Annotated in this window: 26 protein-coding genes; 11 read left to right on the top strand and 15 right to left on the bottom strand. The window is 71.1% G+C overall.

Annotation, left to right across the window (positions count from 1 at the left end; all coding sequences use genetic code 11):
- Positions 1-28 precede the first annotated feature (28 nt).
- Positions 29-835: an LLM class flavin-dependent oxidoreductase gene (locus ACBR40_RS07375; protein WP_364447890.1), complete on the top strand. Its 807-nt coding sequence runs from the start codon at positions 29-31 to the stop codon at positions 833-835.
- Positions 836-2,171: 1,336 nt separating this feature from the next.
- Here the strand turns inward: ACBR40_RS07375 and ACBR40_RS07380 are convergent.
- Complete coding sequence (locus ACBR40_RS07380) at positions 2,172-3,038, bottom strand: hypothetical protein (RefSeq protein ID WP_344207603.1); 867 nt, start codon at positions 3,036-3,038, stop codon at positions 2,172-2,174.
- A gap of 290 nt (positions 3,039-3,328) precedes the next feature.
- Between ACBR40_RS07380 and ACBR40_RS07385 the strand changes: the two genes are divergently transcribed.
- From ACBR40_RS07385 to ACBR40_RS07395, 3 genes are read left to right on the top strand one after another with little or no spacing between them, the layout of a single operon-like run.
- The gene (locus tag ACBR40_RS07385) at positions 3,329-3,475 is read left to right on the top strand and encodes a hydantoinase/oxoprolinase N-terminal domain-containing protein (protein ID WP_371248006.1); all 147 of its coding nucleotides are present in this window, start codon (positions 3,329-3,331) and stop codon (positions 3,473-3,475) included.
- A gap of 9 nt (positions 3,476-3,484) precedes the next feature.
- Positions 3,485-3,787: a histidine phosphatase family protein gene (locus tag ACBR40_RS07390; RefSeq protein WP_371248007.1), complete on the top strand. Its 303-nt coding sequence runs from the start codon at positions 3,485-3,487 to the stop codon at positions 3,785-3,787.
- Positions 3,711-4,130 (top strand): histidine phosphatase family protein, encoded by a 420-nt coding sequence (locus tag ACBR40_RS07395; RefSeq protein WP_371248008.1) that lies wholly within the window; start codon positions 3,711-3,713, stop codon positions 4,128-4,130. Before ACBR40_RS07390 ends, ACBR40_RS07395 begins: the two co-directional genes overlap by 77 nt.
- Here ACBR40_RS07395 and ACBR40_RS07400 read toward each other — a convergent pair.
- The 4 genes from ACBR40_RS07400 to ACBR40_RS07415 form a co-directional block, all read right to left on the bottom strand.
- Positions 4,037-4,369 carry a hypothetical protein gene (locus ACBR40_RS07400; RefSeq protein WP_371248364.1) on the bottom strand — a complete coding sequence of 111 codons (333 nt, stop codon included), beginning with the start codon at positions 4,367-4,369 and terminating at the stop codon, positions 4,037-4,039. The genes ACBR40_RS07395 and ACBR40_RS07400 overlap by 94 nt on opposite strands.
- A 387-nt stretch (positions 4,370-4,756) precedes the next feature.
- Entirely contained in the window at positions 4,757-5,911 is a 1,155-nt protein-coding gene (locus ACBR40_RS07405; protein ID WP_371248009.1) for a hypothetical protein, read from the bottom strand.
- On the bottom strand, positions 5,908-6,390 hold the full coding sequence (locus tag ACBR40_RS07410; protein ID WP_344207576.1) for a SigE family RNA polymerase sigma factor: 483 nt from the start codon (positions 6,388-6,390) through the stop codon (positions 5,908-5,910). Before ACBR40_RS07410 ends, ACBR40_RS07405 begins: the two co-directional genes overlap by 4 nt.
- A 544-nt stretch (positions 6,391-6,934) precedes the next feature.
- Positions 6,935-8,098 (bottom strand): serine hydrolase domain-containing protein, encoded by a 1,164-nt coding sequence (locus ACBR40_RS07415; protein WP_371248010.1) that lies wholly within the window; start codon positions 8,096-8,098, stop codon positions 6,935-6,937.
- Positions 8,099-8,291: 193 nt separating this feature from the next.
- Here ACBR40_RS07415 and ACBR40_RS07420 point away from each other — a divergent pair, with 193 nt between their 5' ends.
- Positions 8,292-8,837, top strand: coding sequence for an AAA family ATPase (locus tag ACBR40_RS07420; protein ID WP_371248011.1), 546 nt, complete (start codon positions 8,292-8,294; stop codon positions 8,835-8,837).
- Positions 8,838-8,872: 35 nt separating this feature from the next.
- On the opposite strand, the gene ACBR40_RS07425 is transcribed toward ACBR40_RS07420, so the two are convergent.
- Positions 8,873-10,219, bottom strand: coding sequence for an NAD-dependent succinate-semialdehyde dehydrogenase (locus ACBR40_RS07425; RefSeq protein ID WP_371248012.1), 1,347 nt, complete (start codon positions 10,217-10,219; stop codon positions 8,873-8,875).
- Between the two features lies 1 nt (position 10,220).
- Positions 10,221-11,174 (bottom strand): agmatinase, encoded by a 954-nt coding sequence (gene speB, locus ACBR40_RS07430; protein ID WP_344207572.1) that lies wholly within the window; start codon positions 11,172-11,174, stop codon positions 10,221-10,223.
- 152 nt (positions 11,175-11,326) lie between these two features.
- Here speB and ACBR40_RS07435 point away from each other — a divergent pair, with 152 nt between their 5' ends.
- The 5 genes from ACBR40_RS07435 (at position 11,327) to ACBR40_RS07455 (ending at position 18,917) form a co-directional block, all read left to right on the top strand.
- Entirely contained in the window at positions 11,327-12,949 is a 1,623-nt protein-coding gene (locus ACBR40_RS07435; RefSeq protein ID WP_371248013.1) for a N,N-dimethylformamidase beta subunit family domain-containing protein, read from the top strand.
- Complete coding sequence (locus tag ACBR40_RS07440) at positions 12,946-13,305, top strand: cupin domain-containing protein (protein ID WP_371248014.1); 360 nt, start codon at positions 12,946-12,948, stop codon at positions 13,303-13,305. The genes ACBR40_RS07435 and ACBR40_RS07440 overlap by 4 nt, the downstream gene beginning before the upstream one ends.
- Positions 13,306-13,351: 46 nt before the next feature.
- The gene (locus ACBR40_RS07445) at positions 13,352-14,815 is read left to right on the top strand and encodes a PucR family transcriptional regulator (protein ID WP_371248015.1); all 1,464 of its coding nucleotides are present in this window, start codon (positions 13,352-13,354) and stop codon (positions 14,813-14,815) included.
- A 132-nt stretch (positions 14,816-14,947) separates the two neighbouring features.
- The gene (locus ACBR40_RS07450; protein WP_371248016.1) at positions 14,948-16,417 is read left to right on the top strand and encodes an APC family permease; all 1,470 of its coding nucleotides are present in this window, start codon (positions 14,948-14,950) and stop codon (positions 16,415-16,417) included.
- On the top strand, positions 16,410-18,917 hold the full coding sequence (locus tag ACBR40_RS07455) for a CehA/McbA family metallohydrolase (RefSeq protein WP_371248017.1): 2,508 nt from the start codon (positions 16,410-16,412) through the stop codon (positions 18,915-18,917). The genes ACBR40_RS07450 and ACBR40_RS07455 overlap by 8 nt, the downstream gene beginning before the upstream one ends.
- On the opposite strand, the gene ACBR40_RS07460 is transcribed toward ACBR40_RS07455, so the two are convergent.
- Positions 18,907-19,614 (bottom strand): SDR family oxidoreductase, encoded by a 708-nt coding sequence (locus tag ACBR40_RS07460; protein ID WP_371248018.1) that lies wholly within the window; start codon positions 19,612-19,614, stop codon positions 18,907-18,909. The genes ACBR40_RS07455 and ACBR40_RS07460 overlap by 11 nt on opposite strands.
- A gap of 59 nt (positions 19,615-19,673) precedes the next feature.
- Here ACBR40_RS07460 and ACBR40_RS07465 point away from each other — a divergent pair, with 59 nt between their 5' ends.
- Positions 19,674-20,066 (top strand): MerR family transcriptional regulator, encoded by a 393-nt coding sequence (locus tag ACBR40_RS07465; RefSeq protein WP_344207563.1) that lies wholly within the window; start codon positions 19,674-19,676, stop codon positions 20,064-20,066.
- 39 nt (positions 20,067-20,105) lie between these two features.
- Here the strand turns inward: ACBR40_RS07465 and ACBR40_RS07470 are convergent, their stop codons facing one another.
- The 7 genes from ACBR40_RS07470 to ACBR40_RS07500 all read right to left on the bottom strand — a co-directional run bounded on the left by ACBR40_RS07470 (position 20,106) and on the right by ACBR40_RS07500 (position 25,497).
- The gene (locus ACBR40_RS07470) at positions 20,106-20,864 is read right to left on the bottom strand and encodes a DsbA family protein (protein ID WP_371248019.1); all 759 of its coding nucleotides are present in this window, start codon (positions 20,862-20,864) and stop codon (positions 20,106-20,108) included.
- Complete coding sequence (locus tag ACBR40_RS07475) at positions 20,861-21,055, bottom strand: hypothetical protein (protein WP_344207561.1); 195 nt, start codon at positions 21,053-21,055, stop codon at positions 20,861-20,863. The genes ACBR40_RS07470 and ACBR40_RS07475 overlap by 4 nt, the downstream gene beginning before the upstream one ends.
- Positions 21,056-21,059: 4 nt before the next feature.
- Entirely contained in the window at positions 21,060-21,830 is a 771-nt protein-coding gene (locus tag ACBR40_RS07480) for an ABC transporter ATP-binding protein (RefSeq protein WP_371248020.1), read from the bottom strand.
- Positions 21,820-22,896: a FecCD family ABC transporter permease gene (locus tag ACBR40_RS07485; RefSeq protein ID WP_371248021.1), complete on the bottom strand. Its 1,077-nt coding sequence runs from the start codon at positions 22,894-22,896 to the stop codon at positions 21,820-21,822. The genes ACBR40_RS07480 and ACBR40_RS07485 overlap by 11 nt, the downstream gene beginning before the upstream one ends.
- Entirely contained in the window at positions 22,889-23,986 is a 1,098-nt protein-coding gene (locus ACBR40_RS07490; protein ID WP_371248022.1) for an ABC transporter substrate-binding protein, read from the bottom strand. Before ACBR40_RS07490 ends, ACBR40_RS07485 begins: the two co-directional genes overlap by 8 nt.
- 184 nt (positions 23,987-24,170) lie before the next feature.
- On the bottom strand, positions 24,171-24,752 hold the full coding sequence (locus ACBR40_RS07495; RefSeq protein ID WP_371248023.1) for a hypothetical protein: 582 nt from the start codon (positions 24,750-24,752) through the stop codon (positions 24,171-24,173).
- Between the two features lie 142 nt (positions 24,753-24,894).
- Positions 24,895-25,497, bottom strand: coding sequence for a superoxide dismutase (locus tag ACBR40_RS07500; RefSeq protein WP_371248024.1), 603 nt, complete (start codon positions 25,495-25,497; stop codon positions 24,895-24,897).
- Between the last annotated feature and the right edge of the window lie 73 nt (positions 25,498-25,570).

Here is a 25,570-nt window from a genome sequence, read left to right on the forward strand (position 1 = left end):
TGTCGGTGCCGAATGCTTGAGTGGGGGCATGCGTTACGGCATCGACGTCGCGATCCTCGGCGACCTCGGGGAGCCGGCACACCTGGTCACCCTCGCCCGGGAGGCCGAGGCCGCCGGGTGGGACGCCGTGCTGGTGTGGGACCACTTGGCCTTCGCCTGGGGCATGCCATCGGCCGACCCGTGGGTGACGCTGGCCGCGGCGGCGCAGGCGACCTCGCACCTAAGGCTGGGCACGGCCGTGACGGCCGTGGCCCGGCACCGCCCGGAAAGGCTGGCCCAGACGGTGGCGACGCTTGACAGGCTGAGCGGCGGCCGCGCGATCCTGGGCGCCGGGCTGGGCGGCGTGAGGCAGGAGTTCACCGCCTTCGGCTCAACGCGGCCCGGCGGGGTCGTGCTCGACGAGGCACTCGACGTGATGGCCTCGCTCTGGTCCGGTGAGGAGGTGCACCACCGGGGCGCTCATTACGCCGTCGACGGGGTGCGGCTCGCGCCGCTGCCCCTCCAGCGGCCCCGGGTGCCGGTGTGGGTCGGCGGCACGGCTCCGGGAGCCCTTCGGCGGGCCGCCCGATGGGACGGCTGGATCGTCGCCGGCGACGACCGGGAGGGCCGCATGACGCTTTCACCCGACTCCCTGGCTGCCCAGGTCAGCGAGCTGCGCCGGCACCGGGCAAACGCGGGCGACCTCGACGTGGCGGTCATCGGGGTGAGCGAGCCAGGCTCGTCGGTCCGGGCCTACGCCGATGCGGGCGCCACGTGGTGGCTGGAGCACCTCCACAGCTACCGGGGGTCGATGGAACGACTGGTGCGGCGCGTCAAGGCGGGCCCACCCGTGTGAAGCGCCTACAGTGCGCGCTGTCCACTAGAGGAAGGCGTCCTCCTCCCGAGCGTGGCCCCACTCGTCAAGCAGACCGATCGTTACAGGTCGCGCGGGGTCCGCGCCGGACAGCAGAGACCGAGTTTTCGGCACCGGACGTTAGCGCTGGGATGCGCCCGAATCCGCATGGAGAGCCTCTCGGATGCGCTGACCTGCGACTCGGTCATTCCGGAACCGGACAGAATTGGCGTTCTGTCCGATCAGCGCTACCTGACGGCTGGGGACAGCTTCGGGAGAAGGACGCCCACAGGAATGCGACCCCGCCCGAGTCACATACGAAGGGCCTCCCGCGCCCGGGTGGGCGGTGCAGGAGGCAGGTTGGTGGGGAATGAGGACGCCAATCAGACGGGAGTGCCGAGCACGGCGGCCAGCCGCTCGCCGAACCGCACCTCCGCCTCCTTCCGCTCGCGCGGGGCCAACCGGGCGTCCACCCCGACCGCGCCGTCCACCTGCAACGCCGTGCTGAGGGCCTTCTCCGCAGCCCATAGGCGTCCTCAGGTGCGGCCCGGACACCCGCGGGCACGGGACCTTGGCGTACTGCCAGGCCTTGCCTCGCCGGTCGCGGCCTGGCGGGCGCGGATCTCCTTCTTGCGGGCGCTGTTCTTGGTCGTGGCCTGGTTCCTCTCGGCGAGGGTGCCCACGCCACCCCGCCAGAGTCGTCACGACCAGCAGCGGAGCGGAGTCTCATCAAGCGCGATCCGGGGGACCTTGTCCTCGTCGCCGTCCGCCGCGTGGGGGGCGGGGAACTCGGAAGCGGGCCAGCGCGTCGGCCACTGCCGGCAGCGTATGCGGTCACACCGACGGTTTCGAGGGAATCTCTTCAGGCCTCCCGACATCGCGCTGGGGGTGTTACCGCTGAGTCAGCCCCGCCACTGCATGTGTCCCCGGGGCAAAAACGAATCTACAGTGTAAAGGCGAGTCCCTGCCCGTTCGATGGGCTTTCGCCTGGCGCGCCACTGACACCAACCCGCTCATCCGTGCCTTCGCCGAGGCCGTCGACACCCTGCCGCGTCCAGGCTCGCGACGCTGAAGAGCCAAATCTTCCCTCTCAGCGAGCGCGCCGGCGTCTGTCGGCACAGTTCCGATGCCTGCTCATGGGCGGTGAGGGCCGCAGCAGTACCGCAGGCGGTGCGAGCTCGAACGTGGGGCGGTTGCTGAGCGCTATGGCCTGACGCTTTCAGTAACGCTGCTGGGCTGGTGTGCTAGGTCTGGATCAAGGGCGCTTCACGGACAGCCAGGCGAAGAGCGTCACGGCGGCCTCGCGGGAGTGACGTCGCTCGGTTGGGTGGGACGATGATCAGTCCGTTCGTGGCGTTCGGGGATCCCGGGAGTTGCGGGCCGCGGCCCAGGACATCAGCTCGGCCGCCACTTGTTTGCTCCAAGGGCGCGCCAGGACGCACAGTTCTTGACAGCGATCGTCGCCGAGCGCGGCGTAGGGGGCCGTGCTCATACGGTCGGTCGCCTCTTCGATCCCTTCACGTTCCCTGCGGCCCTGCTCGGTCAAGGAGCCGTCGCGGAGCCAGCCGCGTTCCTCCAGCCTGCGCTCAGCGGCCGCCCAGTCGGTCTCGGTCCAGCCGCGGGTGACCCGGAGCGTCTCGGCCGGGACGGCGCCGGTGGCGGCGTGGGTGACGAGGGCTTCGATTCCGCTGAGCCCGGCGGCCAGCAGGGCGGCCAGATGGCCGTCACCGCGGAACTCGCGCAGCAAGGTCGCGGCGTGCCAGAGAACCAGGTGCGGGGCGGTGGGCCAGGGAAGTGCGGCGTGCGCGGCGTACAGAGGCCGCCCGCTCAGCTCGCCCGAGATGGCTTGGGCCGCCTCCCGGGCCAGCGCGGCGGCATGAGACATCTCCGGTGAATCGACCACGTCGCCGAGCACCTGGCGCAAGGTCGTGTCGACTGCGTTCAGCCGGGCGTCCAGGATGTCGGCCGGGGAAGCGAGGTGCCAAGCGGCCGGTATCGCCTGATGGACCACCTGCGGATTGAAGTTGTAGAAAGTGGCGATCACCGCCTCCGCGGGAACCGGGCCGAACGCGGCCGCCCTGGATGCGAAGTACCCCATCCGGCCGGTCAGTCCGAGCTGCTTGTAAGCGGCATCCGCCTCCGGGGAGAAGTAGATCATGCCGTGCAACGGCTCCAGCGTCCGCCAAGTGCGGCGTTCCAGCCTCATGCCGGCGAAAATACCGACCGGTTGGTACCTTGTCCACCTTTTGATCGGCTCGGCAGGCGATGGGCGATCGAGAGCGGGAGGGCGGTCAGGGTCCCAGCGTGCGGTGACGCCGGACCTCTTCGGTCCCGGTCCGCTGTGCGGATTGCTCCATTGTCGGGACGTTCCAGTCATTACAGAGTGGGCGCAGCGCAAAACAGCCGTCACTCAGCGGCTACATGCACGACACATCTTCGCTGTCGCTGCGCCGAATCTGTAGGGAGCCCAGTGTGGGAACAACGACGGACACCGCCGTGCGGTTCTTCGTCGGCACGGATGTCGGTGGAACGTTCACCGACCTCGTGGTCCTCGAGGACAACCGGCCGCCGCGCCTGTTCGTGGCGCCGACAACGCCGCGCGACCGGTCCGAAGGCGTGGTCAACACGGAGGCTCGGTCATAGGGTCGAGCCATGAGTGATCATGTCCGGCTGCTATGCCTGCGCCACGCGGAATCCGAGAATGTCATAGCCGGCGCCGCCGGCGCGCTTCCCCTCGCGAGCCTCACCGCAAAAGGACGTCTGCAAGCTGGTGAGGCAGCGGCACGTTTGATGAAGGAGGGGATATCGCGGATATACACCAGCACTGCGGTTCGGGCGCGCCAAACCGCCGAGATCATGACACGAACGCTCAAGGCCGATGTCGTACCTCTTCCAGATCTTGTCGAGGTCGGCGTCGGCCGTTCTCCGCTCGTGGATCGTGGACGGAAACCTTGAAGAAGCGGTGAGCGACGGAGAGGACGGGCACGCGGTCACCGCGCGGATCGTCGGCACCCTCACCTCGATCGCTGCTCAGCATCCGGGCGAAGCAGTCGCCGTGGTAGGCCATGTGGCGAGCCTCACCACCGGTCTCAACGCTCTGTGTGGATTTGGTCAGCAGGTGTGGGGCGTACCGCTTCCGCACGCGGTCCCGTTCGCCGTCGAATACGACGGACGCTCCTGGCAGTGCACGTGGCCTGGCGGCTGTCAGGAGTCGAAACTCGGTGGTGGCGCCTGCGGGCCTGGCCGGGTCCAGTGCAGGCGTGGCGGGTGCGCGGCTCCGACATCCACAGCAAGTTGACGTCGAAGTTCGCCGGCCAGTTGGCGTAGCGCCTCTGATTCCGTCTCGGTGAGACGAGAGTCGCCGTCGGGCCCGTCTCCGCCCTTGAACGCCGCTTCCGCGAGCAGGTTGAGCAGGCGAGTGTAGACGTCTTTCGCGGCCAGGGTGAGGAACATTCCTCCGGCGTCCTCGCCGAAGTACCAATCATGGAAGTTCCGCATGTACTGCTGTAAATCTTCTCGTTTCGGCTCTTCTTTCATCGGACGCCAATACCGAGGCAGGCACTTGGAAGCATGCGAGCCTCATGTTGGAGCGCGCCGTAAGGTAAGTGGCGATCGCTCCGGCAAGAGCGCCGAGGATCGCCCCGAAGAATCCGATGAACGCTGTCATCGAAGCTCCCTCACGTAGTCACGGTTGACCCTGATGCCTGCCCCCAGCCCCGTCCACGCGCGTGAGATGAGTATGCCGACTCGGGGCTTCGAGGGGGAGACGGCGGAGGCGAACATCCTCATTCAGTCCATCCGAATCATGCAATTCGACGGCATTCGATACCTGGCCACCGGCCACCGCGACCTGGCGCGGGCCGAACGCAACCAGGCCGAGGTGGACGCGCGCACCCGGTGCGCCGAGGTGAAGGCTGCCGCTGGTTACCAGGCCGCCGCGATCTCTGGTCGGGACCCCAAGGGCTGGGGAGTTCCGGGGCGGAGCAGGGGTGTGATCCGGCCGTCGTCGACTCTGCTCAGGGGTTCGAAGTTCCCCGCGAGCAGCAGATGGTGCCCGGTGGCGTCGTAGCGGATCAGGTTCCAGCGCGCCATGTTGTCGCCGTGGTGGCTCCTGCTCACGAGGGTGCGGATCTTGCGGCCGTCCGGGACGGAGTACTCGTCCACGGTGTAGCGGGGCGGTCGGCTGTGGCCGATCAGCATGCTGCGGCCGTCCGGGCTGATCGTCGCCGTGGTGGCCTGCGTGCCTGGAGCTATGACCTTGCTGGACGCGAGTGTGGTGCCGGGGGCGGTGGTGTCCAGAATCCGGGACTCGGTTTTGACCACGAGACCGAGTGTGCGGCGGTCGGCGGTCCAGGAGAGGCTTTCGATCTGTTCTGCGGCGTTCGTCGTCCAGGTCCGGGTCGTTCCCGTGGGCAGATCGACGACCGTGAGCTGGGCTCCGGGGCAGAAGCGCAGCGTTTTCCCTTGGCCGCACACCTTGCCGTCGAGGCTGTAGGCGAGGCGAGTGCCGTCATGGGTGACGGCGAGGGAGCTCGCCGTCGTGCCGGTCACTTCGGGGATCAGGTCGCGGACCAGCTCGGCCACCCTCCCTTGGTCATCGATCCGGGCTCGGTAGAACTTCGTGCTGCTCACCTGCGTCTCGCGGGACTGCACGCTCTGGGCGACGTAGAAGGTCGCGCCGTCGCCGGCGCCGGCGAGCAGATAGCCGCCGGGCTCGCGGAAGCTGCCCTGCGGGGTCGGGGGCAGGGCGAGCCGGCTGGTGATCTTTCCGGTGCGGGCGTCGTGGACCGTCACGCCGTCGTTGGCGGCGGTCAGCAGGAAGCGGGGACCGGCGAGAGGGCTCGTCGCGGGCACGGCCGGAGTTGTGCCTGCTGTCGCGGCCACGATGGCGGCGACCGTGCCGATGACCGCGACGACGAGCGCGGCCGCGAACGGGACCGCCAGGGCGAACCGGCGTTGGGGAACGACGGTCCTGGTTCGCGGCGCCGCCTGCTCGGCGGGGCGCAGGGTTTCCTGGCGGATCTGCTCGGCGTCGGCCGTCAGAGCATCGCGGAGCCGGTCTTCGAGCCATGACGTCATCGCTTTCCCTCCAGTTTGACGGTGAGTGCCTTCAGGGCTCGAAAGACGGTCGATTTCACGGTGCCGCGGCTGATTCCCATCGTCTCGGCGATCTCCGCCTCCGACAGGCCGAGGTAGTAGCGCAGCACCACGGCCTCTCGCTGGCGGCGGGGCAGAGCGCGTACGGCCGCCGACACCTCCCGGCGCGTCTCCCCGAGCAGCGTGGCCGCTTCCGCGGAGGCTGACCGGGACGGCGTCTGCCGGTCGCCGGTGAACCGGCTCATGATGGAGCGGCGGCGGTGGATCATGCGGCATCCGTTCACCACGCTCGTCCGCAGGTAGGGCAGGACTCGATCGTGGTCGGACAGCCGGTCCCACCGGCGGTGCAGTGCGGTGAAGGCGTCCTGGACGACGTCCTCGGCCGTTTCCTGGTCTCCCGTCAGGAGGTACGCCAACCGGACCAGGCCCAGCCGCTGGGTCAGGAACAGTTCGGCCAGCACAGCCTCAGAAGGCGGCACTCCTTGCGGCGGTGGCGCCGGTTTCTCCACCGCTCGTTGACTCGCGAATCGCATATCTCTTCCATGCGTACTCGCTGTCCAGGTTGCGTGGTGAGACGGAAGTCACACGGGTTCAAGCGCGCCGGGAAGGGCGCATCCTGTCGCACCACCGGCTGCCGCTGCCGGCGCGCCTCCTCTGGCCACCTCGCCACTGCTCGGGACGGGTGAGGCCGGTGGCGACGACGTCGATGAGCCGGTCGAGGGTCCGGACGGGCCAGCCGGCCGCGGTGCAGCGGCGTCATGAGGACGGCCTGCAGCACGCCGACGCTCACCTCCGGGTCGTGGTCGATGAGGTCGGCGCCGCGCTCCTGCGCGGACACGGCGCTCGCCGGGGCCGCCGGTGCGGCGAGCGCCGCGCATCGGCGGTGAGCACGGCTCTTCTGCTGACTCCAGTCACTCTGTCTGCCCTTTTCGTGGAATCTGTCGAGGGCTGGAGCGTGGCAGAGTCGCTGTTTTCCTCGCTGTTATCCCTGTTTCAGGCCTTTTGTCACTTCTGTGGGCAGAAGACCGCTTCGGCGGCCTTGACCAGGAGTGGATCCACCGATTCGTCGATGTTGGAGACGGCCAGTGTGGCTGACAGGGCGAACTGCATCCGGCCGTCGGGCGAGGTGAAGGTGACCGCGTTGAAGCCAGGGGCGCTGCCCTTGAGCGACATGATCACCGGCTCGCCCCCGCACGGCACCGCGGGCTGCTGCTGGCCGCCCCCACCCTCGGACGGTTGCCCCGACGGCTGTGGCGCGCTTCTGCGCGGTCCCATGAGCACCTTCTTCAGCTCTTCGGGCAGCAGCCGGTTCTGGGCGAAGGCCCGCTGGAAGGCGCTGATGTCGTGCGCGGTCGAGATGACGCCGCCGGCCGCGTACCCGTAGCTCATGTTGAGCCGGTCCACATCGCGCGGCTCGCCCGTGCTGTCCGGGAAGTAGCCGTGGCCGTGCGGGCCCTTGATGCCGTCGGGGAACCTGGTGGGAAGGTAGGAGTCGTCCATGCCGACGGGGTCGAAGACGCGCCGCTCGAACTCGGCCGCCAGGCTGTGCCCGGTGATCTTCTCGATGATCAGACCCAGCAGCATGTAGTTGGTGTTGGAGTAGGAGAACTTCTCTCCCGGTTCCTGGGTCCGGGGCAGGGTGCGCGACTTCTTCACCAGCTCCATGGGCGGGTAGTGGGTGGTGAAGTCGAAGGTGTCGACCAGCTTGTCGTCGAAGAAGTTGGGGATGCCGGAGGTGTGCTGGATGAGCTGCTGCAAGGTGATCTCGCCGGCCCGTTCCACCAGGTCCTTCCCGGCGGTCTCCGGGAGCAGGTCGCTGAGCTTGTCGTCGAGCTTGAGCTTGCCCTCTTCGACCAATTGCAGTACCACGACGCCGGTCATCTGCTTGGTCTGGGAGCCGACCCGGAAGCGTGACCCGGCCGGGATCCTGCCGCCCTTGCCGTTCAGCAGGCGGGTGCCGGCGGAGCCCTTGCCGACGCGCCTGCCGTCGACGTAGACCTCGCCGATGGCGCCCACCACCTGCGGAGACTTGGCCAGGGCCGCCAGCGCCCGCTGCACGTCGCCGAGTCGACCCCGGTTCGCGGCGGGGTCCGCCGCGGCGGGCAGGGTGCTCAGCGTCAGCATGGCGCAGGCCAGCCCGGCGAGGCCGGCCGCTGTCGCACGATTCACGAAAAGTTCCTTCCGTCGGAGTCTCGCGGTCCAGCGGTGGCGCCGGCCGCGGCGTTCGGGCTCATGCCTAGACCAAGCGGGGTTTCCTCCCTGTTTCCACCCCCGATCGGGTCGGCGTCGCAAACCGTGAGGAAACAAGCGCTGCTGTAGTGATGTGGGCGGCGTCCATGTACAAGACATACGGAGGCGATTGATGAAGCGCTACATCTTGACCGGCACCCCTGGAGCCGGGAAGACGGCGATCCTGCGATGGCTGGAGTGTGACGGCTACACCGTCGTCGAAGAGGCGGCGACAGACGTCATCGCCCTGGAGCAGGCTCGGGGTGAACCCGAGCCGTGGACGAAGCCGTCCTTCGTGGGGGCGGTCGCCGCCTTGCAGCGCCGACGGCAGGAACAGGCCGCGGCCCTTCCCGGTGATGTGCAGATCTACGACCGGTCGCCCGTCTGCACGTATGCCCTGGCCACTTATCTCGGCCATCCCGTCTCGCCGGCTCTGTCCCGCGAATTGGAACGCATCCAGGCACAACGGATTTACGCCAAGAAGGTGTTCTTCGTGCAGAGCCTCGGGTTCGTCACACCGACCGACGCGCGTCTGATCACCTTCGAGGAGTCGCTGCGGTTCGAGCAGATCCACCAGGACACCTACAGCTCACTCGGCTACGAGTGCGTGCCGATCGCTCCAGGCAAGCTGCCGGACCGGGTGGCGACGGTCAAGAAGTTGCTCGAAGCCGCATCTTGACCGGCCGCCGGTCCTGCTCCGGTGCCTGCGGCAGCTCACCCTCGTACGAGGGTGCGGATCAGCTTCTTGTTGACGAACTCCTCGATGCCGGGGCGGCCGAGCTCGCGGCCGAAGCCGGAGCGCTTGACGCCGCCGAACGGCAGCTCCGCGCTCTCGGCCAGGACGCCGTTGACGAAGACCATGCCCGCCTCGATGCGGTCGGCGACGCGTTCGGCCTGCTCGGGATCGGTGGTGAAGACATAGGAGCCGAGGCCGTACGGGGTGTCGTTGGCGATCCGGACGGCGTCCTCCTCGTCGGTGGCTGCGAAGATCATGGCGACCGGGCCGAAGAGCTCCTGGTGGGCGACGTCGTGCTCGGTGGTGACCCCGGTCAGGACGCCGGCAGGGAAGTACGCCCCCCGCCGCTGGCCCGCGGTGGACAAGGTGGCGCCCTGGGCCACCGCGGCGTCGACCTGGCGGGCGAGGTGGTCGGCGGCGGCCTGGGAGGACAGCGGGGCGTCGGGTGAGCGGGCGAGCAGCCGGTCGGTGAACTTCGCCACGAAGTCCGCGTGGAGGGGTTCGGTGACGATGAACCGCTTGGCGGCGTTGCACGCCTGGCCGGTGTTGTCCAGGCGGGCGGCGACGGCCTGGTCCACGGTGGCGTCGAGGTCGTCGGTGGACAGGACGATGAAGGGGTCGGAGCCGCCGAGTTCGAGCACGACCTTCTTGAGGTGGCGTCCGGCGATCTCGGCCACGGCGGCGCCGGCCCGTTCCGAGCCGGTGAGGGAGACGCCGCGCACCCGCGGGTCGGCGATGAGGCGGGCGATCTGCTCGTGGGTGGCGTAGATGTTGACGTAGGCGCCTTCGGGGAAGCCGGCGTCCAGGAAGATCTGCTCCAGCGCGGCGGCGGAGGCGGGGCACTGCGGCGCGTGCTTGAGCAGGATGGTGTTGCCTGCGGCGAGGTTGGGAGCGGCGAAGCGGGCCACCTGGTAGGCGGGGAAGTTCCACGGCATGATCCCCAGCAGCACGCCGAACGGGCTGCGGCGCACGACCGCGCCGCCCTGCCCGGCGCCGATGTCGATCGGCTCGTCGGCGAGGAAGGCGGCGGCGTGGTCGGCGTAGTAGGTGTAGATGTCGACGCAGAAGTCGATCTCGCCTTCGGCTTCCTCCAGGGGCTTGCCCATCTCCCGCACGATGGTCGCGGCGAGGTCGGCGCGGCGCTCGCGGTGCAGGTCCGCGACCTTGCGCAGGAGGGCGGCGCGGTCGGCGACGGTGCCGATGCGGGCGCCCGCCCGGTGGGCGGCGGCGAGCGCGTCGTCGATGACGGCGTCGGTGGCGGTCGGGTAGGTGGCGACCGTCTCGCCGGTGGCCGGGTCGACGACGGCGTAGGTGATGTCCGGCATGTCAGGCTCCTTCGCGGGGGCGGGCCGCCATGAGGGTGACCAGGTCGTAGGCGACGTGGGAGGCGGCGACCGCGGTGATCTCGGCGTGGTCGTAGGCCGGCGCCACCTCGACGACGTCCGCGCCGATGAGGTTCGCGCCGGCCAGGCCGCGCAGGATCTCCAGCAGCTCGCGGCTGGTCAGGCCGCCGGCCTCGGGGGTGCCGGTGCCGGGCGCGTGCGCCGGATCGAGCACGTCGATGTCGATGGAGACGTACAGCGGCCGGTCGCCGATGCGCTGCCGCAGGGCGTCCACGACCTCGTCCACGCCCCGGCGCATGACGTCCGCGCTGGTGACGATGCCGAACCCGAGGCGCTTGTCCTCGTCGAGGTCGCTCTTGCCGTACAGCGGGCCGCGCGTGCCCACGTGACTGACCGCCTCGGTGTCGAGCAGGCCCTCCTCGACGGCCCGCCTGAAGGGCGTCCCGTGGGTGTACTCGGCGCCGAAGTAGGTGTCCCACGTGTCGAGGTGCGCGTCGAAGTGCAGCAGCGCGACCGGCCCGTGCCGGCGGGCGGCGGCGCGCAGCAGCGGCAGCGCGATCGTGTGGTCGCCGCCGATCGTGACGAGCCGGGTCCCGTCCGCGCCCAGGCCGGAGGCGGCCTCCTCGATGGTGGTCACGGCCTCGTCGATGGCGAACGGGTTGCACGCCACGTCGCCGCCGTCGGCGACCTGCTGGGCCGCGAACGGCGAGATGTCCAGGCCGGGATGGTACGGCCGGAGCAGACGGCTGGCCTCACGCACGGCCGAGGGGCCGAAGCGCGCCCCGGGCCGGTAGGAGACGCCGCTGTCGAACGGCACGCCCACGACCGCGACGTCGGCGTGCCCGACCTCGTCCAGGCGGGGCAGCCTGGCGAAGGTCGCCGGTCCGGCGAAGCGCGGGACGCGGGAGGAGTCGACGGGCCCCCGAGGCTCGGTCATCTTCGATCAGTCCTTCCGTAGGCACGCCGAGACTACGGGCGGCCGATCCGGCCTCTCTTTGGCCGAAGTGTCCACCGGGGTTGTGCGAGTCGTTCATTTCGGCAGAAACCCTGGTTCATAAGCTCGGAGACCCGTACGAATGAAGGAGGGTCGTGGACGACACGATCGAGCGGGCCGGGCTGCCGGCCGCTTTCGCATGGTCCCCGAAGGGGTGGCCGTCCGAACGCGCGTTCGCGGCGCCGGATGCCGCCGAGGTCTGGTGCTACACCGACAAGTTCTCCTATTTCCCTGGAGAGACCGTACGGTTCCACCTCAGCGCGAGCGTCCCGTCCTTCGACCTGGAGGTGCTGCGCGACGGGCTGGAGCCGCAGGTCGTGTGGGCGCGCGAGGGCCTGTCCGCCGGGCGTTTCGAGGCGCCGTCCGACGCGCACGCCACCGGCTGCGGCTGGCCCGCGGGGCTGGAGCTGGAGATCCCGGCCGACTGGCGCAGCGGCTTCTACATCGTGACCGTACGCGCGACCACCCCTGCCGGCGAGCTGTGGGAACGCGAGCACTTCTTCGTGGTCAAGGCGCCCGCCGAGCGGCGCGCACGCGCCGCGCTGGTGCTGACCACCAGCACGATGCTGGCCTACAACGACTGGGGCGGCGCCAACCACTACCGGGGGCTCGGCGACGACCCCCGCGCCGACGCCGGCTCGCCGCTGGCCTCGACGCAGCGTCCCATCGCCCGCGGCATGATCCGCAAGCCGGCGGGCGCGCCGAGGGAGGCCAACACGGGCACGCTGCCGATGTACGGCGCCCCGCGCTACCCCTCCTACGAGTGGGCGCGGCTGTTCGGCTACAGCCGCCACCACGCCGACGCGTTCTGGGCCACCTACGAGCGGCACTTCGTGGTGTGGGCCGAGCGCAACGGCTACGAGCTGGACTATCTGACCCAGCACGACCTGCACTTCGACCCGCAGGCGCTGGACGGGTACGCCTGCGCGATCGTGGTCGGCCACGACGAGTACTGGTCGTGGCGGATGCGCGACACCGTGGACGCCTTCGTGGACGCGGGCGGCAGGCTGGCCAGGTTCGGCGGCAACTACCAGTGGCAGGTCCGGCTCAGCGACGACGGCGCCACGCAGTACTGCTACCGGCTGCCCTCCGCCGACCCGGAGGCCGCGCGGACGCCCCACCTGGCCACGACCGTGTGGGAGGCCAAGTCGGTCGGCCGGCCGGGCGCGACCACCATGGGGCTCAACGGCCTGGGCGGCATCTACAACCGCTACGGCGTGGCCGCCCCGCGTTCGTCGGGCGGTTTCACCGTCTACCGGCCGCACCACTGGGCGATGGAGGGCACCGACCTCTACTACGGCGACCTGCTCGGCGGCCCGCCGTCGTTCCTGGCCGCCTTCGAGCTCGACTCGGTGGAGTACACCTTCCGGCGCGGGCTGCCGTACCCGACGTTCGAGGACGGCGCGCCCGAGACGCTGGAGATTCTCGCGCTCGCGCCGGCGGTGCGGGGCGAGGAGGACCGCTTCGGCGGGCGCGTGCCGATCGGCGGCCCCGAGGAGGAGGTCTACGCCTACAACGCCGACCTGGGCGACGACCTGCCCGCGTACGTGCACGAAGGCGAGATGCGCGGCGCCGGCATGATCGCGGCCTTCACCCGCGGCGACGGCGAGGTGTTCAACGGGGGCAGCACGGAGTGGGCGCACGTGCTCAGCCTGGGCGACCCGTTCGTGGAACGCATCACGCACAACGTGCTGCGCCGTTTTGGAGCCGCGGAATGAGCATCGACCAGGTACGCGCGATCCACGCCGGAGCCGGCGCCCGGTTCGTGCCCCCGCTCGCCGACTACCACCTGCTGTCGGAGGCGTGGACCGAGGAGGAGTTCCGGGTCTTCGGCGGGGAGGCGACCTCCTTCACCGGCGGCTACTGGACGGGCGAGCCGGGCGCGGTGCGCTTCGACTCCTGGCCCTACGACGAGATCTGCGTGATCCTCAAGGGCCGGGTCGCGGTGCGGGACGCGGAGGGGCGCAGCAGGGAGTTCGGCGCGGGCGAGGCGTTCTACGTCCCGCAGGGTTTCCAGGGTGACTGGATCACCCTGGAGCCCAGCGAGAAGGTCTTCCTCGCCGTCACCAGGTGAGTCCGCCCTGGTCGGAGCAGGTCGGGCGGACGGCTAGCGTGGCGCCATGGTGCCGCTGAACATGTTCGTCGCCCGGCTGGGGCTGCGGGTGCTCGCGGGCGCGGACCGTCTCGACGTCCCCATCCGCTGGGTGCACGTGAGCGAGCTGCCCGACCCGTCCCAATTCCTGCAGGGCGGCGAGCTGCTGCTGCTGGCGGGCACCAGCCTGCGGCCCGACGCCTGCGCCGGCTACGTGACGCGGGTCAAGGCGGCCGGCGTCGCGGCCCTGGGCTTCGGCGTGACGCCGGTCTTCGACCAGGTGCCGCCCGAACTCGTGGCGGCCTGCCGGGCGAACGACCTCCCCCTGCTGGAGGTCGCGCCCGCGGTGACGTTCGAGTCCTGCGCCGAGGTGCTCTACGGCGAGCTGCTGTCCGCCGAGCTGTCGGAGATCAGGCGGCTCACCGAGGCGCAGCGCGCCCTGATCAGGACCGCCGCGGGCCCGTCGCCGCTCGTCAGGACGCTGGAGCTGCTGGCCACGCACGTAGGAGGATGGGCGCTGCTGGCCGACCAGGTCAGGGGCAGGGAGTGGACCGGGGGCCGCCCCCGGTTCGGCGACGACGTGCGGGTCGCCCTGGGCCGCGTCTGCGCCAGCACGAGCCCCGCGAGCGCCACCATGAGCTCGGCCGACCAGCGGGTCATGATCCAGTCGGTGGCGGGCCCGCTGCCGACCGGCTACGCGCTGGCGGTCGGCGCTCCGGTCATGGCCGGGATCACCGACCACGCGGTCATCACCACGGCGGCGTCCCTGCTGGGCCTGCTGCTGCCCGATCCGGTGGACCACTGGCCCGCCCATCGGATCGGCCGGGTGGCGCTGGCCCAGGCGCTCGCCCCCGGCTCCTCCCGCTGGGACCGGCACGCGGCCGAGGTCTTCGGGGTCGAGGACACCCGCTGGCGGATCGTCTGCGCCCGCGCCACCGGCGGCGGCCGGGCCGGGCTCGGCGAGCTGGCGTCGCTGCTGGGCTCCCCGTTCGTGGACCGCGACGGCGAGGTGTACGTGGCGCTGGTGCCGGAGTCCGAGCCGCTGGCCAAGCTCACCGATGATCTCTCGCGGGCGGGCTGGACGGCCGGGATCAGCTCCGCGTACCCGGCCGGGCGGCTGGGCGAGGCCCACGACGAGGCCGCGCGGCTCCTGCGCACCGCCCTGTTCCAGGGCTCGTCCGTGGTGAGCGGTGCCGAGGTCGACGGGCTCGCCGCCGCGCTGGACATGAGCCGCCTGCGCGACTACGCCGACCGCCGCTTCCGCCCCCTGCGCGAACGCCGTCAGCAGGACGCCGGCGACCTGCTCGCGACGTTGCGGGTCTGGCTGCGGCACAACGGCCACTGGGACCGGGCCGCCGAGGAGCTCGGCGTGCACCGCAACACCGTGCGCCACCGCGTCGGCCAGATCGAGACCGCTCTCGGCTGCCGCCTGGCCGACGCGGACACGCGCATGGAGCTCTATCTCGCGCTGCGGGCCATCGAGGAGCTCTGACCAGGTTGTACGGAACGCACAGCGGCCTCGCGCCCGCCTGGACGGATCGTCCCTCGTCCAGCCGCCGGGGCCGACCGTAGGCTCCCCCCTTATCGGCCGACCCCCCAAAGCGCCGAAGTAAGGAGCGCCATCATGCCAGCTCAGGCCAGCGGCCAACGCGCGCACGCCCTCGCGGGCAACGCGATGGGGACCAAGGACCTGGTGTTCACCGTCCTGGCGGCGCTCGCGCCCCTGACGCTCATCGTCGCCGTCGCCCCGCTGCACTTCCTCAAGGGCGGCGCGGCCGTCCCCGGCGGATACCTGGTCGCCGGGGTGGTCATGGCGCTGTTCGCCGTCGGGTTCATGACCATGAGCCGATATGTCCGTAATGCTGGAGCGTTCTACGCGACCATCTCGCGCGGGCTCGGCAAGCCGGTCGGCTCGGGCGCGGCGATGCTGGCGGTGGCCGCGTACAACGCGCTGCAGATCAGCACGTACGGCGCCCTCGGCGTCTACGCCAACACCACCTTCGCGCACTACTTCGGGCTGGACGTGCCCTGGTACGTCTTCGCCCTGGCCGGCCTGGTCTTCGTCGCCTGGCTCGGCTACCGCGGCATCCACACCAGCGCCCGCATCCTCGGCGTCCTGCTCGTCCTGGAGACCGCCGTCCTGGTGGTGCTGGCCGTGTACGTCCTGATCAAGGGGGGCAGCGGCGACTGGGCCGCCACGTCCTTCTCCCCGGCGACCGTGCTCGCCCCGGACAACGCCGCCATGTTCGCCCTCGTGGCCGGTGCCTTCATGGGCTTCGAGGCCACCGCGATCTTCAGCGAGGAGGCGCGGGGCGGCATCAGGACGGTCCGGCGGGCGACCTACATCGCCGTCGGCTTCATCGCCGTCTTCTACGCCTTCATCACCTGGATCGTCGTCATCGCGTACGGATCGGACAAGATCGCCGCCGCGGCCGAGGCCGACCCGGTCAACCTCGTGGTCACCGTCTTCACCCGCTACGTCCCCGCGCCGATCGTCGAGGTGATGAACGTACTGCTGCTGACCAGCGCGTTCGCCGCCCTGCTGGCGCTGCACAACGCCGCCAACCGCTACTTCTTCGCCCTCGGCCGCGAAGGGCTGCTGCCGAAGGCGCTGGGGCGTACGCACCCGCGGACCAAGGCGCCCTGGCCCGCCGGGCTGCTGCAGACCGGCATCGCGGCGGTCGCCGTCGTCACCTTCGCCGTCACGGGAAGCGACCCCTACCTGGGCCTGCTGCTGTGGGGGAGCGCACTCGGGTTCCTCGGCATCATCGCCCTGTGGGCGCTGTGCAGCCTGGCCGTCATCCGGTTCCTGCGCCGCCAGGGCGCCGACGCGGGGGTCTTCCGCACCACGATCGCCCCCGGGCTCAGCTTCGTGGCGCTGAGCGTGGTGCTCGTCCTCGTCCTGACCAACCTGCCGCTGCTGACCGGCGCGGGGACCTTCACCAACGTCGTGATCATCGCGATCGCCGTGGTGGCGGTCACGGCGGGGGTGGCCCGCGCGCTGCACCTGCGCTCGCACGCCCCGCACCTGTACGCCGAGCTGGCCCAGACCTCCGTGGACGAGCCGACGGCCGTGGCGGGCGAGCATGCGTGACGGCCGCGGCTACCAGCCGGTCGACCTGTCGGGGGTGTTCAACGCGCCGCGCTCCGTGCTAGACGACGGCGCGTCCTACCCGCTGGGGTCACGCACGCTGTACGGCATCCCGTTCCGGTTCGGCGACGAGCGAGGCGGCCAGGCGCTGCTGCGCGTGGAGTCCGCGCCGGTCACCGTCCCCGTGGAACGCTCCTTCGAGTGGATGGTGGTCGCCCACGCCCTGGAGTCGCCTGACCTGTTCGACGGCCAGAGCGTCGGCGACGTCTGCGCCCAGTACACGCTGGTCTACGAGGACGGGCACACCGAGCGGCTGCCGATCCGCCAGCGGTTCGAGATCGGGCCCACCCCGCGGCTGTGGAGCGACCGGGCGATCCCGCTGGACTGGGGGCAGACGCCGTTCCTGGCGGTCCCGGACGCCCAGCACCAGCTCATGCCGCGCACCCACGGCCGTTACGACGCGGCCGGGGCGCGGTTCGTCGACATCGACGACCCGCAGGCCCGCTCGCCGTACGTGCTGCCCTACCGGTTCTACCTGTGGCCCTGCCGCAACCCGCGCCCCGGCGTGCCCGTACGCGCCCTGCGGTTCGACTCGCTCGGGCCCGCCGTCCTCGTGGGCGCCGTGACCACCAGCGAGCTGGACGAGGACCCCTTCGGCCGCACCGTGTGGCGTGACGTGCTCGTCGACCTCGCCCCGCAGGCCGGTCCGGTCACCGAGGACCTTTCGGTGAGCGTCGACCGCGGCTCGGCGACGTACCTCTACCGCCGGCTGGGCGAGGCCGGCGACGGCTGGGGGGCGCCGCCGCAGGAGGACGGCCGCGCGTACGTACGCGTCGCCGCGACCCCCTCGGCCCGCCTCACCCTCAGGCGCGGCCCGTCCGAGCTCGCCGCCTGCGACTGGGGCGCGCTGCTCGCCGCCGGACACCTGGAGGACGGCCCGGTCACCTGGCGGGTGCCCGACGCCGGGCGGGCCTGGGTGCGGACGGTGGTCCGCGACGCGGCCACCGGCGAGCCGGTCCCGTGCCGCGTGCACTTCCGGTCGGCGGACGGGGTGCCGTACCCGCCGCACGGCCACCACGGGCACATCAACTCCGACGGCAACACCTGGAACCTCGACATCGGCGGCGACGTACGGCTCGGCGCCACCACCTACTCCTACATCGACGGCACCTGCGAGGGCTGGCTGCCGCTGGGCGAGGTCACGGTGGAGGCGGCGCGCGGCTTCGAGTACGAGCCGCTCCGCACGACCGTCACCATCCGGCCCGGCCAGGCCGAGCTGGAGCTGACGCTGACCCGGCTGACCGACCTGGCCGCCGCCGGCTGGTACAGCGGCGACACCCACGTGCACTTCGTCTCGACGCTCGGCGCCGAGCTCGAAGCGCGCGGCGAGGACGTCCGCGTCACCAACCTGCTGCTCAGCCAGTGGGGACACCTGTTCACCAACACCGAGGAGTTCACCGGCCACCCGCACACCTCCGCCGACGGCCACACCCACGTCTTCGCCGGCCAGGAGAACCGCAGCGGCATGCTGGGCCACATCAACCTGCTCGGCCTGCGCCGGCCGGTCATGCCGTGGTGCACCGGCGGCGCCGAGGAGTCCGAGCTCGGCGGCGGCCTGGAGACCACGCTGTCCCACTGGGCCGACGAATGCCACGAGCAGGGCGGCACGGTCGTCCTCGCGCACTTCCCGGTGCCGAACGGGGAGGCCGCCGCCCTGCTCGCCACCGGGCGGCTGGACGCCGTCGAGATGATCGCCTATGACCCGTACAACATCCAGGAGTACTACCGCTACCTCAACGCCGGCTACCGGGTGACGCTGGTCGGCGGCACGGACAAGATGAGCAGCGAGGTGCCGATCGGGCTCCTCCGCACCTACGCCCACGTGCCGCCGGAGGAGGAGCTGGACTACTGGACGTGGTGCCGGGCCGTGCGCGAGGGGGCCACCTTCGTGACCAGCGGGCCCCTGCTGAGCCTCGACATCGCCGGTCACCGGCCGGGCCAGGAGCTCCAGGCGCCGGCCGGGGCGTCCCTCGACGTCGCCGTACGCGCGGAGTCGATCTTCCCCGTCGACCGCGTCGAGATCGTCGTCAACGGCCAGGTCGTCGCCGAGCACCGCACCCCACGGCCGGAGCGGACACTCGAACTGACCGCCGCCGTGCCGGTCGGCGAGGACTCCTGGATCGCCGCCCGCTGCTACGGGCCCGGCGCCGGCGTCGCCCGGCACCACGACGTGTGGGCGCGGCCGATCATGGCGCACACCTCGCCCGTCTACGTGCGCACCGGCGCGGTCTACGAACGCTTCGACCCCCGTACGGTCGAGCACATGCTGAACCTCGTCGAAGGGTCGCTCGCCTACATCGACGAGCGGAGCCGGCGGCTGTGGCCGGGGCGGGTCTGCCATCGGCACGGACAGGATGACCATCTGGCCTTCCTGCGCGCGCCCTTCCTGGAGGCGCGGGACCTGCTCGAACGCCGGCGCGCGGCCCCGCCGGTCAGGCTGTGAGGGCGGCCGCCGCTTCCCGGTAGATGACGCTCGGGTCCTCCGGCAGCCACGCCTTCACCTGGCGGCTCCAGGCGTCGGCGAGCACCTCGGGCTGATGCGCCTCGATGCCGTCCAGGGCCGCCGCGACGATCACCTCGGGGTCGCCCTTGTCGCCGTCGTACCAGGCCATCATGTCCGTGTCCGCGGCGCCCAGGTGCAGCCCCGTCACCAGGGTGCGCTGATGGGCCAGCTCCAGGCGGACGCTGTTGGTGAGCGCCCACTCGGCGGCCTTGGCCGCGTGGTAGGCGCCCGCGCCGTCGACGGCGAGCCACGAGATCGCCGACAGCACGTTCATGATCGCGCCGTCGGCCAGTTGGGGCGCGAAGGCGCGGATCACGTTGAGCGTTCCGTAGAAGTGGGTGTCCAGCTCGCGGCGGATCGTGTCCAGGTCTCCGGCGATCAGGTTCGCGCCGGTGGAGATGCCCGCGTTGTTGATGACGATCTTGACGTCGGGCGCCGACGCCGCGGCGGCGGCCACCGACGCCGGGTCGGTGATGTCGAGGCGCAGCGGGACGACCCCCGGTACGTCGATGAGGTCAGGGCGGCGGGCGGTGGCGTACACCTTGCCGGCGCCGCGTTCGAGGAGAGACAGGACGAACTGCCGACCCAGGCCGCGGTTGGCGCCGGTGACCAGCACATGTGCTCCGTTGATCTGCATGCCGCTACGCTAAAACCTGACGTTGACGTCAGAGGCAAGTGTTGTGATGGAGGTCACCCATGCGGATCGGCGAGGTGGCGGCGCGGTCGGGCGTCAGCGTGCGGGCCCTGCGCTACTACGAGGAGCAGGGCCTGCTGGAGGCGCACCGCAGCGCCTCCGGGCAGCGCCACTATCCCGAATCGGTGGTCGAGCGGGTCCACCTGATCCAGATGCTCTACGCGGCCGGCCTGTCCAGCCGGACCATCGCCGAGTTGCTGCCCTGCGTCGAGGCCAAGGTCAGCACTCCGGAGTCCCGGGCCCGGCTGTTCGCCGAACGCGATCGCATCGACGCCCAGATCGCCGGGCTGACCCGTACCCGTGACCGCCTCGACGCGGTCATCGCCTCGACCGAGAGCCCTGCCAGTGGCTGCACGTACGTCGCCGACCGGGACGCCGCCACGCAAGCGAGCTGAGGGGCGATCGGCGTGGCCGCGACCACCGTCGGATCGGTCTCACCGGGCGGCCTGCGTCACCTCGTCCCGTAGCTGCGCGGGACTGAACACCACCGCGTTGTCGAGCTCCGTGCCGTTCAGCTTCACGGTCGGCGTGTGGGACAGCTTCTGCTCGTCGCCGATCTTCTGGCTGTACGTCAGGTGAGCCTGGGCGTGCTGCTGCCCGGTGACGCACCGTTCGAAGCCCGGCGCGCTCACCCCCGCCTCCTTGCCCCAGCTCAGGAGCTGGTCGTCGGTGAAGCCCTCGACGGTCTCGGCGGGCTGGCCGGCGAAGAGCAGGTCGTGGAAGGCCATCCACTGCCTGCCGTCGGCCACGCAGCGTGAGGCGTTGCCCGCGCGTACGGAGTTGGACCGGGTCGGCTCCTGGGAGAAGATCGTGATCGGGTGGTAGACGACCTTCGCCTTGCCCTCGGCGGCGAGGTTCTTGAACGTCTGCCCGCTGACCCGCTCGGCCTCCTTGCAGGCCGGGCACTGGAAGTCCTCGTACACGTCGACGACCGGCGCGGTGACGCCCGCCTTGGCCATGACGACGCTCCCGTCCGGCTGGACGGTGATCGGCGCGAGCCCGGCTCCCGCCTCCTCGGAACGGGACGTGCCGGCGGCGTACCACACGCCGGCGCCGACCGCCGCCACGGCGACGGTGCCCGCCGTGAGGTACGTGACCAGGCGCCGGCGCTTGTCCCGGGCGCGGGCGGCCGCCTGCTGTTCCTTGATCTTCTCGCGCCGTGCGGGACCCTTGGCGCGCTCGTTCTCCGTCATTGCTCGTTCTCCTCATCATCAACGTCACTGGTCAGGTGAAGGGCGCCGTCCAGCGAGAACCGGCCAGGGGGAAACCGGACGATCCAGGCGCCGAGCAGGTAGGCCGGCTCCTGCCCCGCCCCGAGCCGGACGCCGCCTCCGAAACACCGGGCGACGGTCGTCACCCACGGCAGCACCTTGGAAGCTCGCATGTGCTCACTCCTTCCGTGAGGCCACGGCGATGTGCGGGCGGCCGGTGATCGGATGCGGGCCGACGTACGCGCGCACGCCGAAGACCTCCTCGATGAAGCCAGGGGTCAGCACCTCCAGGGGCGGTCCGTGCCCGGCGACGCGGCCGTCGCGGAGCACGACCACCTGGTCGGCGTAGGAGGCGGCGTGGTCGAGATCGTGCAGCGCGGCCAGCAGCGTCAGGCCGAGCGAGCGGATCAGGTCCAGCAGCAGGAGCTGCGATCCCACGTCCAGATGGTTCGTCGGCTCGTCGAGGACCAGCAGCGGCGCCTCCTGCGCCAGCGCGCGGGCCAGCAGCACCCGTTGCCGCTCCCCGCCGGACAGGGTGGAGATCAGCCGGTCCGCGGCCCAGCCCATGCCGACCCGTTCCAGCGCCGTGGCGACCGCGGCGCGGTCGGCGGCGCCGTCGCGTTCGAGCGGCCGTTTGTGCGCGTGGCGGCCGGTGGCGACGATCTCGGCGACGGAGAAGCCGTCGCCGCCCTGGCCGTGCTGCGGCAGCACGGCGCGGTGCCGGGCGGCGTGGCGGGGCCGCATCCGCCACAGGTCCTGACCGTCCAGCCGGACCGCGCCCGCCGAGGGCCGCAACGAGCGGTACACGGTGCGCAGCAGCGTCGACTTGCCGCTGCCGTTGGGGCCGATGAGCGCGACGAACTCGCCCGGCCCGGCCGTCAGGTGCACGTCGGTCACGATGGGGCGCGCGTCGATGGACGCGCTCACACCCGCGAGGTCAAGCCGCATCGGTGCCCCCTTTCGCGCGGCGGCGCAGCAGCCACAGGAAGAACGGCACGCCGAGCCCGGTGGTGAAGATGCCGACCGGCAACTCGTTGGGCGGGTCGGCGGTCCGCGCGGCCAGGTCCACCAGCACCAGGAACAGCGCCCCCGTCAGCAGCGAGACGGGCAGCACCCGGCGATGGTCGGCGCCGACGACGAACCGCACCATGTGCGGGATCATCAGCCCGATGAAGCCGATGCCGCCCACGACGCTGACCACGGTGGCCGTCAGCAGGGATCCGGCCACCAGCAGCCCGATCCGCAGCGCCGCCACCGGCACGCCCATGGCGACCGCGGCGTCCTCCCCGGCCGTCAGCGCGTTGAGTGCCCGGGCCTGCAGCACCAGCCAGGCCAGGCAGCAGACGACGAGCAGCGCGGGCACGCCCAGGTCGGCCCAGGTCGCGCCGGCGACGCTGCCCATCAGCCAGAACATCATGCCCTGCAGTTCGGTGGGGTTGAGCTGGAGCTGGACGAAGGTGGTGGCCGCGGCGCACAGGTAGCCGATCGCGACGCCGGTCAGCACCAGCCAGGAGTCCAGCAGCCGCCCGGCACGCTGCGCCAGCGCGTACACCAGCAGCGCCGAGCCCACGGCCGCGGCGAAGGCGGCGCCGGTGACGCCGAACGCGCCCGCCACGACGGTGCCGCCCAGGGCGGGGACCAGCACCGCGCCGAGCGAGGCGGCCGAGGACACGCCGAGCACGTACGGGTCGGCGAGCGGGTTGCGCACCAGGGCCTGCAACGCCACCCCTGCCACGGAAAGGCCGGCCCCGGCGAGCGCTGCCAGCAGCGCCCGAGGCGTGCGGATCTCCCACACCACCTGGCCGAGCAGCGGGTCGGCCTGCGCGCCGTGGCCGGTCAGGTAGGCCAGGACCACGCCCCAGACCTGGCCGAGAGGCAGGCTGACCGAGCCGATGGAGATGCCTAACACCAGCGCCGCGACCAGGGCGGCGACCAGGGCCGCCAGCAGCAGCCCGGTCGCCGGCCCGGAGACGGGGTGCGTCCTGCCGCGCACGGAGGTCACGGTGTCAGCCACCGGGGTGGACCACCTTGGAGATCTTCTCCACCGCGTGGGCGTTGAGCGGGCCGAGGTGGACGCCGTCGGAGACCACCGTGTAGGTCCTGGACTTCGACGCGGCCCACTGCGGGTAGGCGGCGAAGATCCTGGCCGCCTCCTCGTCTCCCTTCTCGTCCGGCGTGAACAGGCCGACCACCAGGACGTCGACCTGGGCGGTGGCGAGCTGCTCCCTGTTGAGGGTCGTGGTGGCGTCCGCCGTCAGCCCGGCGAAGGCGTTGACGCCGCCGGCCGCCTTGATGACGTCGTCGTAGATGCCGCCGGTCATCACGGCGGGCAGCCCGTTCGCGTTCATCATGGACATGCCGGGATAGGCGATGAGCACCTTCCTGGCGGGCAGGCTCGCGACGCGCCGGCGCACCGTCTCGACGCGGGTCCGCAGCTCGCCGACCAGGTCGAGGGCGCGCTGCTGCACGTCGAAGACGCGGCCGAGCAGGCTGATGAACTCCAGCGAGGAGTTGATCGACTGGTTGCGGTAGGCGCGCTTCTCCTCTTCGGTCGCCTCGGGCTTGCCCATGGCGCAGTTGGTCGGGTTGACCAGCGAGGAGATGCCGGCGGCAGCGAGCTGCCCGCGGGTGGCGAAGCCCCGCTTGGCGTCGAACCCGCCGGACCAGGTGGACACCACCAGGTCGGGCTTGAGCTTGAGCACCTGCTCGGCGGGGACGTCGAAGTTCTTGTTCATGCTCAGCCCGCCGGTCGGCAGGGCCTTGATCTTGCCGATCATCGACGGGTCGTCGGAGACGCCGTAGCTCTGCACGTTGGCCAGGATGTTCTTCTCCAGGCCGAGCATGATGAAGCTCTCCACCTCGCCGACGCTGGTGCCGTTGAGGATCAGCACCCGCTCGGGAGGCTTGGCGAAGGTGAGCCTCATGCCGCAGTTGTCGAAGGTCAGGGGATAGCCGGTACGGCCGGCGGACACGGCCGCCGAAGCGGCGGGGGCGGCGGCCCGGCTGGAGGCGCCGCTGGTGGAGCCGGCGCAGCCGGCGGCGGTCAGGGCCGCGAGCGCGCACAGCGCGGCGGCCAGGGGTCGGCGGGAACGACGAAGGCGCATCGGTAGGTGCTTCCTGTCGGAAGGAGTCTGGAGGTAGCCGGAAGCGGCGCCCGGCCACGAGGTGGCCTGCGCGGGTCCGGCAGGTCGTCGACGTCCCGCAGACGAAGGTGATCAGCGCGTACGCGAGCAGGCCGACGGCAGGCCCGTCAGCACGGGCGATGCCGGCCGGCACACGATCATCGGATCACACGGACACCGCGGGACCGGCCCCGGCGGGCGGTCCCCGCCGTACCACGGCGTAGCGCAGGACGAGCGCGGCCCGGCAGGTCTCGTCCTCGCCTCTGGGCGCGTTCGCGCGCGGCCGGGCCGAACTCGAGTCGGCGACCACGAACAGCAGGACCAGCAGCGGTTGCAGCGCCCACCCGGCAAGCTGCCGGACCAGGGCGCACAGGCCCTCCTCGACCCACCGCAGCCACACGGAGGTCAGCAACACGCCGAGCGCGTGCATGGGCACCATGCCGAGGCCCGGCGAGGCGGCGTGATGGTCCGCGACCTGGTGCCCCATCGCCTCGTGGACGACGTCACTCCGGCTGAGCAGGACGTGCAGGAGGACCTGCGCCAACGCCGTCGCGGGCAGGATGTGGCCCAGCGAGCGCTCGCGTCTGGTCAGCGCCAGCGCGGGCGGCAGGAGCAGCAGCAGTCCGGCCAGCGCCGCCGCCGGATCGAATGCACCGCCGCCGGCCAGGTGTCCAAGGGTGGCCAGGCCGGCGCACGCGGCGGCGAAGCTCGCCGCGCGCAACCACCGCACCACCGAAAATGGACTCATCCCGGCAGATCCTCCCATAATGCTCCCGTTGAGGTAGGCGCTCGCTCCATTTGCTCCGGGATTCACGCTGGAAGGGGGCGGCGCCCGCCTGGCCCCGCGGACCAAGCTGTGGCCAGGCGGACGTCGCCGGCATGGGGGTGCGTCAGACGCCGCGGACGGCGTCGTAACGGGCGATGACGTCGTTCCAGTTGATCAGGCCCCACAGCTTTTCCACGTAGTCCGGGCGGACGTTGCGGTACTGCAGGTAGTAGGCGTGCTCCCAGGCGTCGAAGACGAGCAGTGGGGTGGTGTTCATGCCGACGTTGCCGTGGTGGTCGTAGACCTGCTCGACGACCAGGCGGCGGCCCAGCGGCTCCCACGCCAGCACGCCCCAGCCCGAGCCCTGCACCGTGGCGGTGGCGGTGGTGAGCTGCTTCTTGAAGGCGTCGAAGGAGCCGAAGTGCTCGGTGATGGCGTCGCCGAGCTCGCCGTCGGGGCGGTCGCCGCCGTCGGGGGACAGGTTCTGCCAGAAGATCGTGTGCAGGACGTGCCCGGACAGGTTGAACGCGTACGTCTTCTCCAGCCCCACCAGCCCGCCGAACTCGCCCTTGTCGCGCGCCTCGGCCAGCCGCTCCAGGGTGTCGTTGGCGCCCTTGACGTAGGCGGCGTGGTGCTTGGCGTGGTGCAGCTCAAGGATCTCGCCGGTGATCGCGGGCTCCAGGGCCGCGTAGTCGTACGGCATGTCCGGGAGGGTGTACTGCCCCATGAGCCATCTCTCCTCGAAATCTCGTAGTTGCATATGACTCGCAATAACCATAGTCCTGCAATTAGCTTGTGTC

This window comes from Nonomuraea sp. AD125B (genome assembly GCF_041402765.1).
Taxonomy (GTDB): domain Bacteria; phylum Actinomycetota; class Actinomycetes; order Streptosporangiales; family Streptosporangiaceae; genus Nonomuraea; species Nonomuraea bangladeshensis.

What these genes read in the sequence shown, in the direction of transcription:
- ACBR40_RS07455 (WP_371248017.1), top strand. Translation starts at nt 16,410, where the DNA reads ATGCGTGACGGCCGCGGCTACCAGCCGGTCGACCTGTCGGGGGTGTTC.
- ACBR40_RS07465 (WP_344207563.1), top strand. Translation starts at nt 19,674, where the DNA reads ATGCGGATCGGCGAGGTGGCGGCGCGGTCGGGCGTCAGCGTGCGGGCC.
- ACBR40_RS07420 (WP_371248011.1), top strand. Translation starts at nt 8,292, where the DNA reads ATGAAGCGCTACATCTTGACCGGCACCCCTGGAGCCGGGAAGACGGCG.
- ACBR40_RS07480 (WP_371248020.1), bottom strand. Translation starts at nt 21,830, where the DNA reads ATGCGGCTTGACCTCGCGGGTGTGAGCGCGTCCATCGACGCGCGCCCC.
- ACBR40_RS07405 (WP_371248009.1), bottom strand. Translation starts at nt 5,911, where the DNA reads ATGACGTCATGGCTCGAAGACCGGCTCCGCGATGCTCTGACGGCCGAC.
- ACBR40_RS07395 (WP_371248008.1), top strand. Translation starts at nt 3,711, where the DNA reads ATGTCGTACCTCTTCCAGATCTTGTCGAGGTCGGCGTCGGCCGTTCTC.
- ACBR40_RS07490 (WP_371248022.1), bottom strand. Translation starts at nt 23,986, where the DNA reads ATGCGCCTTCGTCGTTCCCGCCGACCCCTGGCCGCCGCGCTGTGCGCG.
- ACBR40_RS07375 (WP_364447890.1), top strand. Translation starts at nt 29, where the DNA reads ATGCGTTACGGCATCGACGTCGCGATCCTCGGCGACCTCGGGGAGCCG.
- ACBR40_RS07500 (WP_371248024.1), bottom strand. Translation starts at nt 25,497, where the DNA reads ATGGGGCAGTACACCCTCCCGGACATGCCGTACGACTACGCGGCCCTG.
- ACBR40_RS07495 (WP_371248023.1), bottom strand. Translation starts at nt 24,752, where the DNA reads ATGAGTCCATTTTCGGTGGTGCGGTGGTTGCGCGCGGCGAGCTTCGCC.
- ACBR40_RS07425 (WP_371248012.1), bottom strand. Translation starts at nt 10,219, where the DNA reads ATGCCGGACATCACCTACGCCGTCGTCGACCCGGCCACCGGCGAGACG.
- ACBR40_RS07450 (WP_371248016.1), top strand. Translation starts at nt 14,948, where the DNA reads ATGCCAGCTCAGGCCAGCGGCCAACGCGCGCACGCCCTCGCGGGCAAC.
- ACBR40_RS07475 (WP_344207561.1), bottom strand. Translation starts at nt 21,055, where the DNA reads ATGCGAGCTTCCAAGGTGCTGCCGTGGGTGACGACCGTCGCCCGGTGT.
- ACBR40_RS07470 (WP_371248019.1), bottom strand. Translation starts at nt 20,864, where the DNA reads ATGACGGAGAACGAGCGCGCCAAGGGTCCCGCACGGCGCGAGAAGATC.
- ACBR40_RS07400 (WP_371248364.1), bottom strand. Translation starts at nt 4,369, where the DNA reads ATGAAAGAAGAGCCGAAACGAGAAGATTTACAGCAGTACATGCGGAAC.
- ACBR40_RS07445 (WP_371248015.1), top strand. Translation starts at nt 13,352, where the DNA reads ATGGTGCCGCTGAACATGTTCGTCGCCCGGCTGGGGCTGCGGGTGCTC.
- ACBR40_RS07390 (WP_371248007.1), top strand. Translation starts at nt 3,485, where the DNA reads ATGAGTGATCATGTCCGGCTGCTATGCCTGCGCCACGCGGAATCCGAG.
- speB (WP_344207572.1), bottom strand. Translation starts at nt 11,174, where the DNA reads ATGACCGAGCCTCGGGGGCCCGTCGACTCCTCCCGCGTCCCGCGCTTC.
- ACBR40_RS07460 (WP_371248018.1), bottom strand. Translation starts at nt 19,614, where the DNA reads ATGCAGATCAACGGAGCACATGTGCTGGTCACCGGCGCCAACCGCGGC.
- ACBR40_RS07440 (WP_371248014.1), top strand. Translation starts at nt 12,946, where the DNA reads ATGAGCATCGACCAGGTACGCGCGATCCACGCCGGAGCCGGCGCCCGG.
- ACBR40_RS07380 (WP_344207603.1), bottom strand. Translation starts at nt 3,038, where the DNA reads ATGAGGCTGGAACGCCGCACTTGGCGGACGCTGGAGCCGTTGCACGGC.